Here is an 8,344-nt window from a genome sequence, read left to right on the forward strand (position 1 = left end):
AGAAGCTGGCCAGCGTTGAACGGGCGCTCACGGCCTTTTCATCGTTGTTGTAACGCAGACCGGCGGTGAACTTCAGATTGTCGGTGATGTTGTAGTAGGCTTCGCCAAACAGGCCATAGCTTTTGAGGGTGTAGCGTTGCGTGTTGTTGCGGAAGAACGGCGTGCCAAGATAGCCTCCGTTGGCCGCGCCGAGCACGCCCACCAAATAGTCGATGCCCCAGCTGTTCACGTAATAGCTGTTTTCGGGCAGCACGGTATCAACGTAGATGCCGCCGACCAGGAAGTTGAACTTGCCTTCAAATTGCGAGCTGACAATGGCTTCGAGGGTCTTGCCGCGCACGATCTGGTTGGAGCGATCAAAATCCTGCGGGGTGGCGGAGCAATCACGGAACCCGCCGTAGGCGCCAAGCCCGTTCTCGACCGGCTGCGACGTGCAGAACTGCGCGCCGTTGCTGATCGCGTTGACGACGTTGGTCAGGCCCGGGATGGCAGCCGAAAAGGCGCGGGCGGTGGCCAGCGCGTTGCTGGCGACGGCCGGGTTGAACACGCTCTGGTTGTAATCGACCGAGCTGTCCACCGCGTTACGCTGGTACATGCCGGTGACCTGCGCCTTGATGCTGCCGAAATCATGCTGAATGCGCAGCATGTATTGTTCTTCTTCGGCGAAATATTTCGGCGTGTAATCGGTGCGGATGTCGCGCACGCTGGCCGGGTTGGTGTGCCCGGCATAATTGTAGGGATCGGTACCATAGAGGCTGCCAAGGCCCAGCGCACCAAACGCGGCGCCGCCTTGCGTGGTCAGGAATTCGCGGCTGGCCAGCGTGCCGACGAAGGTGGAATTGGCATTGAGGAAGCCGTTGTCGCGCCGGCCGGGCAGGCAGCCCAGGATGCCGGTGGGATCGGTCTGGCACAGCTGTTTCTGGTTGCGGTTGCGATTATCCTGTTCGCGGAAATAATAGGCCATCGCGTCGACAGTGGTATTTTCCGTCGGTTCCCAGCGGATGCTGCCGCGGATGGCGTAAAGATCGCGGCCATCGATGCGGGTGTTGTTGAACAGGTTGTTGCTGAAACCGTCGCGGCGCAGATAGGTACCGGCCACACGAACCGCCAGCGTATCGGTGATGGGCAGGTTGAACATGCCCTTCAGGCGCAGCGAATCGAAATTGCCATATTCGATTTCGCCAGCGGCATGGATGGCGTCCATGCGCGGTTTGGCATTGACGAAGTTGACCACGCCGCCGGTGGCGTTGCGGCCGAACAGCGTGCCCTGCGGGCCGCGCAGCACTTCGACGCGCTCCAGATCGAAGAATTCGGCTTCAAACAGGCGAGTGGCAAACAGCGGCATGCCTTCGGTGTGGATGGCCGTGGCGCTGTCGCAGGTCACGCCGACGCACAGATCGCCGATGCCGCGGATGGTGAAGCTGGAACCGGTGAAGTTGCCCTTGGTGAAGGTGACGTTGGGCAGAGTCAGCTGGATGTCGAGCGGGTTGTTGATCTGCTGGCGCTGCAGGGCGGTGGCGTCAAACGCGGTCACCGCGATCGGCACGTCTTGCAGGCTTTGTGCGGTGCGCTGCGCGGTCACCACGATTTCGGCGATGCCGGTGTCTTCGCCCTGCGCGGTCTGCGCCATGGCCGGCAATGCAGCCAGGCCGATCAGCGATGCGCTGGCGATCAGGCCAGCACGGATTCCAAACGTGATTTTCATAAGACGTCCTCCCCTTGAGTCCAAATGACCGGACAATTTTTCGCGGCTCTGATGGCCAAGTCCTGTGCCAATACATGACGCCCTTGTGAGCCTCATGCTGCAATCATCAGTTTGGACAGGCGACAGGGATTTTGTCCAGTGTGCCGCAGGGTTTGGCCGGGTTTGCGGTGTTGTGGAGTGTTGTCTGTGTCCGTCCTGCAACAGTTTGACGACGGGCAGGGGCGGTTTCAGCGGCGCCGGCGGGCCTTGGCAGGGGGAACTGGCGCCGGAACTGATGCCGGCACGATGGCGGCAATGCCGCATTCGCCGCCCGAGCGCGCGCCGATGGCATCGCGGCCGGCGCACAATTGGCCGGCCTTTTTTTGTTGATAGTAAAAGCCCTGGTAGAAACTGAGCGCCGGGCATTCCTGCGCGAGGTGCAGCCGCCAGCGTCGGCCGCCGCGCATGGAAAGTTCGATGGCGCGGTCACCATAAAGCTGCGCGCCGGCGATGCCATTGATGGCGATGCAGCGGGTTTGCCCGGCACGCGGCGGCGGCGGCCGCGCCGATATTTCGCCGCCGCCCGGACGCACCGGCACGCGGCGCCACGCCTGGCTATCAAAGCTTTGCGGTTCGGTTGGCGGGCGGCGATTTTGCGCCATGGCCGGGCCAGTTGCCAACATTCCAGCCGCCAGCATCAGCGCCGCCGCCCCTATCGTCACGCCAGGCCCGAACACCGACAAATCTGCCATTTTTCCTTTCGGTGCTGCCGCGTGGCTGCTCCCGCCAGCCCCCGCGAGTGACGGCAACTGCCCGGCACCGCTTGAACCATGGCTGAATATCGTTCGCAAGCCGGGGTTCAGCTGCCGGCGAAAAACCGGTAGGGAGATACGATGATTGATCTCGTGATCCCACCGCCCGCTTCTGCCGCCGCGCTGGCTGCGCTCAAGGCCGCTGCCGGCACTGACTGGAGCGAGGATCAAGATGTGATCGGCCCGCGCCTGGTGGATTGGCGCGGGCGCTATCAGGGTGCAACGCCGCTGTTGCTGCTGCCGCGTGACGTCCACACCCTCGCGGCAATCGTGCGGGCGGCGGCCGCACACCGGGCGGCGCTGGTGCCGCAGGGCGGCAACACCGGGCTGGTGGGCGGCGGCATTCCCCCGGCCGATGGCTCGGCGGTGCTGGTCAGCTGCTCGCGGATGAACCGCATTCTCCACATCGATGCCGCCGGGCAATTGCTGGTGGCGCAGGCCGGGGTGATCCTTGCCGATGTCCATGCTGCCGCCGCCGAACTGGGCCTGGCCTTTCCGCTGTCGCTGGGGGCCAAGGGATCGGCCACGGTCGGCGGGCTGGCGGCCACCAATGCCGGCGGGGTGCAGGTGCTGCGTCACGGCACCATGCGGGCGCTGGTGGCGGGGCTGGAGGCGGTGCTGCCCGATGGCAGCGTGCTGAACCAGCTGCAAGGCCTGGCAAAGGACAATACCGGCCTTGATATCAAGCAGCTGCTGATCGGCGCCGAAGGCACGCTGGGTTTCATCACCGCAGTTGCGCTGAAACTGGTGCCGGCGCCGGCACACCGCGCCGTTGGCTGGGCCGGGGTGGACCGGCCGCAGCGGGCGCTGAAACTGCTCACGCGGCTGCGGCAGCTGAGCGGCGGGCAGGTGGAGAGTTTTGAATTGATCCCTGCTGACGGGGTTGATCTGGTTGCCGCGCATCTTGGCCTGGCGCCGCCGCTGGCCGGCCGCCACGCCTGGCAATGCCTGGTGGAATTGGCCGGGCCGCAGCCGCTGGGTGATGTGTTGGCGCAAGGCCTGGCGGACGCAGATGATGCGGTGATCGCCCAAAGCGGCGCGCAGGCGGCGGCCTTGTGGCGCCGGCGCGAGGAATTGCCGCTGGCCGAACGCAGGGACGGCCCGGCGGTGCATCACGATATCGCCGTGCCGGTATCGGCGATGGCCGATTTTGCCGAAACGGCAGCTGCCGTGGTGGAGGCCGAATTTGCCGGCGCGCGCGTGCTGGCGTTTGGCCATCTGGGCGACGGCAATCTGCATTTCAATGTGCGTGCGCCCAAGCAATCTGCAGTGGGGGAAGGCGCCGCCACGTGGATCGCTGCCCACCGCTCCGCCATCACGTCGCGTGTGCATGAAATGGTGGCGGCTGCGGGCGGTTCGATTTCGGCCGAACATGGCATCGGGGTGATGAAGCGCGATGATCTGGCCCGGCTGGGCGATCCGGCGCGGCTTGCGGCCATGCGCGCGGTAAAACACGCGCTTGATCCGTTGGGCATCATGAACCCGGGCAAACTGTATTGAAGTACCGCGTCACGCCGCCGCAGCACAGCCTTGCAGAAGCGCCATCTGCGCTTTAGGAAAGCGCACCAATTCTTCACTCCAGTCACGAAAGCGCAGATATTCTCATGGCCAGCCAGCCTCCTGCCAACCAACTTCCCCTGTTCTATGGCGGCCTGGCGCCGCTGTCGTCGCAGCTGCACCCCAGCCATGGCCTGAAGCCGCGCGGCGATCTGGGCTTCACCCGCGGCACCCACGCCATCCCGGTGACGGTGGATGAATTCCCGCTGGTGCAGCGCAATTTCCCGATCGTGTTCGGTGTGGGCGAAAATCCCGCCCCGCTGGCGCTGGTTGGTTTGCAGGAAGGCGAGAACCTGTATCTGGGCGCCGATGATCAGTGGGAAGCGGGCGTTTATGTGCCCGCCTTCGTGCGCCGCTATCCGTTCATGCTGGCCCGGCTGGCCCCGGAGTCGCAGGAATTGTCGCTGTGCTTTGATGATACTGCTGGCATCGTCGTGGAAAACGAAGGCGAGAAGCTGTTTGATGGCACCGATCCGACCGACACCACCAAGGCCATCCTGCAGTTTTGCGAACAGTTCGAACAGGCCGTGATGCGCACCCGTTCGTTCATGGAAGAACTCACCAAGCTTGATCTGCTGATGGACGGTGAAGTCACCATTCAACGCGACGGCCTGGCGCAGCCGGCAGTGTATCGCGGTTTCCGCATGGTGGACGAGCAGAAACTGCAGAACCTGCGCGGCGACCAGGCCCGCAAGATGGTGCAATCGGGCCTGATGGGCCTGATTTATGCCCACCTGTTCAGCCTGTCGCTGATCAGCCCGCTGTTTGAACGCCAGTTTGCAGCGACGGCGGCCAAGGCCGCCTGATCCGTTTCGCCGGTCAATGAAAAGGGGGGCGGTGGCCAGGCCACCGCCCCCCTTTTTTGTCATGCGCCATGGAAGCGCTTGACGTGTTACAACGTATCATCATATCACGGCGGTCATATTCTTCATTCTGAATTTTTGAAGGTGTTTGCTGATGTTGCGTCTGCCCCTGTCTGTGTTGTTGCTGTTGTCGGCCGCCCCGGTGTTTGCCGCAGAAGACGTGCAAACCGATGCGCAGCACGGCACCAGCGATCCTGAAATCATCGTCAGTGCGCCGTATGCCCGCGATCGCAAGTTGGTGGCGACCGCCGTAACCGTGCTTCAGGGCGATGCGCTGCAACTGCAAATGCGCTCCACGATCGGTGAGACGCTGGCGCGGCAGCCGGGCGTGTCGGCCACTTTCTTTGGCCCCAACGCCTCGCGGCCCATCTTGCGCGGCCTCGATGCCGAGCGCGTGCGCGTACTTACCGATGGCATCGGCAGCTTTGACGTGTCCAACACGTCGGTTGATCACGCGGTCGCCGCCAATCCGCTGTTGGCCGATCGCATAGAGATCTTGCGCGGTCCGGCGGCCTTGCTGTTTGGATCGGGGGCCATCGGCGGCGTCGTCAACATGCGCGACCTGCGCATCCCGCGCGAAGTGCCGGAAGGCGGCCCGCACGTTGATGCCAGCGCTGGCGTCGGCACGGCGGCGCGCGAACGCAACATCGCGGCGGCGCTCAATTTGCCGCTGGGCGGCGGATTTGTTGCCCACGTTGACGGCAGTTTCTTTGAATCGGACAATTATCGTACAGGCGGCTTTGTGTTCAGTGAGGGCCTGCGCCGGGAAGCGGCGGAGGAGGGCGGCGAGGCGGCCGAAGAAGCCCAAGCGCGCGGCCGGCTGGCCAACACCGGCGCACGAACCTGGGACGCAGCTGCCGGCGTCGCCTGGATTGGCACGAACGGCGCCAATTTCGGCGTTGCCGTGAGCCATCTGCAGAACCGTTATGGCATTCCGGGCGGGCTCGAGCTTGGCCATGACGAGGATGAGGGGGAAGAGCATGGGGACATCACGCTCGCCATGCGCCAGAACCGGGTTGATGTGCGCGGCGCGGTGCCGCTGGCCGGTGCCTTCAAGGAAGTGCGGGTGCGCGGCGGCTGGGCGGATTACCGCCACGACGAAATCGAGCCCGATGGCGCCATTGGCACCAGCTTTTTCAACCGCAGCTGGGAAGCCCGTATCGAGCTGGTGCAGACCGATGTGAACGGCTGGCAGGGCGCCACCGGCATGCAATATTTCAGCCGCAATTTCCGCGCAGTGGGCGAGGAGGCCTATATTCCGGCCAACGAAACCCGGCAGTTCGGCCTGTTCACCTTGCAGGAATTCGATCTGGGCGCCGTGCGGCTGGAAGGCGGCGCGCGCTTTGAGCATGCCAATGTGCAATCGGCGGTGATTGGGCGCGAACGCACGTTCAATTCCGTTTCGGTGTCGGTGGGCGGTTCGCTTGGTCTGGGCGGCGGTTTCAGGCTTGCCTTGAGTGGCGCGCGCACCGAACGCGCCCCGGCTGCCGAAGAATTGTTCGCCAACGGCGGTCATGTCGCCACCCGCGCCTTTGAAATCGGCAACCCGAATTTCCGCACCGAACGCCAATTGGGGGCCGAAGCCGTGCTGCGCGGGCGCGGGACGGGCTGGCGGCTGGAATTATCGGCCTTCATCAACCGGTTTGATAACTACATCTTCCTCAATCCCACTGGCTTGCTCGAAAACGATCTGCCGGTGTTCCAGTATGAGCAAGTCGATGCGCATTTCTGGGGGGTGGAAGCCGAAGCCGGATACACGCTGGCGCAGCTGGGCAGCACCCGCGTCGAAATCACCGGTCTGCTCGATTACACGCGGGCCACCATCCTGAGTACCAGCGGCTCTGGCGGCGGCGCCGTGCCGCGCATCCCGCCGCTGCGCGCGATCGGCGGCGTCGAGGCGAGCGGCGGCGTTGTTGGTGGCCGGATGGAAATCGAGCATGTCACCGCGCAGGATCGCACCGCCAGCTTTGAAACCCGCACGGCGGCCTTTTCGCTGGTCAATGCCAGCCTGTCGTGGAAGCCCTTGGGTGCCGATACGCCGACCACGTTGATGGTCCAGGCCAACAATATCTTCGATGTCGAAGCCCGCCGCCACACCAGCTTTCTCAAAGATGTGGCACCGCTGTTCGGACGGGACATCAGGGTATCGCTGCGCACGGCATTCTGAGCGCAAAGATTTCGCCGACCGGCCCTTGAAAATTGGCACCTGCATCCCGAAATCAGGACTACGGCGGTGCTGTTTTCCCCCACCCGGTTGCCGCCCGTGGCATTGCCTGCCACCCTCCCCGAGACGACTTGATCCTGGATCAGGCGCTTCGATTTGGCCGTACCGTTTCCCCCCATCCGGTGCGGCCTTTTCGTTGCCTTCATTCGGCGGCTTGCGCCCAGGATCCAGCCGCCGGCGGCGCAACTGCCAATCGCGGCCAATCGGCCACCAGCCGCTGTACCAAGGCGGTCAACACCGTGCGCATCCTGGCGGCGCCGTCATGAAGTGCCAGGCGATGGCCATCCAGATACAGCGCACGATCGATCTCGATCTGTACAGCGTGGATGCCGGTGCCGGGCTGGCCGTGATGCCGCGTGGTGTAGCCGCCGGCATAGGGCGCGTTGCGTGCCACACGCCACCCACAGTTGCGAAAATGATCCTCGATGGCCTGCATGATGGCGGGATGGGCGCTGCGCCCGTGGCAATCGCCCAGCACGATCTGCGGCGGCCGCGGCCCGCTTGGAGCCGGCATGCTGTGGCAATCGAGCAGCAGCGCCGCGCCGTGCCGCCCGCGCGCGGCCGCCAATATGCTGCTTACGCGGCCATGCCAGGGTGCATGCAGGCTGGCCAGCCGCGCCGGCGCTTCGGCCGCTGGCAGGGCGCGGGCATAAATATCCAGCCCGTGGCCGGCGAGGCGCGGAATTACCCCGAGCCCGGCCAGCACCCGGTCGCTGCTGGCTACCGGTACAGCCAGCGCGCCGTCGAACATCGCCGGATCAAGCTCGTCCGGCCGGCGATTGAGATCAAGCTAGCTGCGGGCAGGGGGGGCGGCCAGCACCGGCACGCCGGCAATGCCGTCCAGCAGTGCATCGACAAACGCATCTTCGGCCCGCCGCAATTGCAGCAAAGGCAGGCGGGAGGCGGCCAGCATTGCCGGCGGATAGTGGCGCCCGCTGTGCGGCGAGGTGATCAGCAACGGCCAGCGGCCATCGGCATCGCCGGACAAGTGGCCCCACGAAAATTTCTCCGGCTGGCCAGGGGCGGAAGCGTGAATTACCATCACCGCCAGCCCAAGCACGCAGGCGCGGCGCTGCCAAGGTGACAAATGACGCGCACCCCCGTGCACGGGACTTGCCAAGCTGGGCCGATGCCATTAACAGGCCGGCTCCCGTGGACGCGTAGCTCAGTGGTAGAGCACTGTGTTGACATCGCAGGGGTCGCA

5 protein-coding genes and 1 pseudogene are annotated in these 8,344 nt (G+C 64.6%); 3 read left to right on the plus strand and 3 right to left on the minus strand.

The features are described 5' to 3' along the window. Together ACESL8_RS02750 and ACESL8_RS02755 are read right to left on the minus strand one after the other, a co-directional pair. A partial coding sequence (locus ACESL8_RS02750) for a TonB-dependent receptor domain-containing protein (RefSeq protein WP_372915707.1) occupies positions 1-1,705 on the minus strand: 1,705 nt, incomplete at its 3' end. 227 nt (positions 1,706-1,932) lie between these two features. Then, complete coding sequence (locus tag ACESL8_RS02755) at positions 1,933-2,436, minus strand: hypothetical protein (protein ID WP_372915709.1); 504 nt, start codon at positions 2,434-2,436, stop codon at positions 1,933-1,935. Positions 2,437-2,577: 141 nt separating this feature from the next. Between ACESL8_RS02755 and ACESL8_RS02760 the strand changes: the two genes are divergently transcribed. The 3 genes from ACESL8_RS02760 to ACESL8_RS02770 all read left to right on the plus strand — a co-directional run bounded on the left by ACESL8_RS02760 (position 2,578) and on the right by ACESL8_RS02770 (position 7,083). Continuing rightward, positions 2,578-3,996, plus strand: coding sequence for an FAD-binding oxidoreductase (locus ACESL8_RS02760; protein ID WP_372915711.1), 1,419 nt, complete (start codon positions 2,578-2,580; stop codon positions 3,994-3,996). A 104-nt stretch (positions 3,997-4,100) separates the two neighbouring features. After that, complete coding sequence (locus tag ACESL8_RS02765) at positions 4,101-4,859, plus strand: SapC family protein (RefSeq protein WP_372915713.1); 759 nt, start codon at positions 4,101-4,103, stop codon at positions 4,857-4,859. Positions 4,860-5,010: 151 nt separating this feature from the next. Continuing rightward, entirely contained in the window at positions 5,011-7,083 is a 2,073-nt protein-coding gene (locus ACESL8_RS02770; RefSeq protein WP_372915715.1) for a TonB-dependent receptor, read from the plus strand. A gap of 199 nt (positions 7,084-7,282) precedes the next feature. On the opposite strand, the pseudogene ACESL8_RS02775 reads toward ACESL8_RS02770, so the two are convergent. Further along, a pseudogene (locus ACESL8_RS02775) lies at positions 7,283-8,182 on the minus strand (N-formylglutamate amidohydrolase). Positions 8,183-8,344 lie beyond the last annotated feature (162 nt).

It is taken from the genome of Sandarakinorhabdus sp. (assembly GCF_041689835.1).
GTDB lineage: Bacteria > Pseudomonadota > Alphaproteobacteria > Sphingomonadales > Sphingomonadaceae > Sandarakinorhabdus.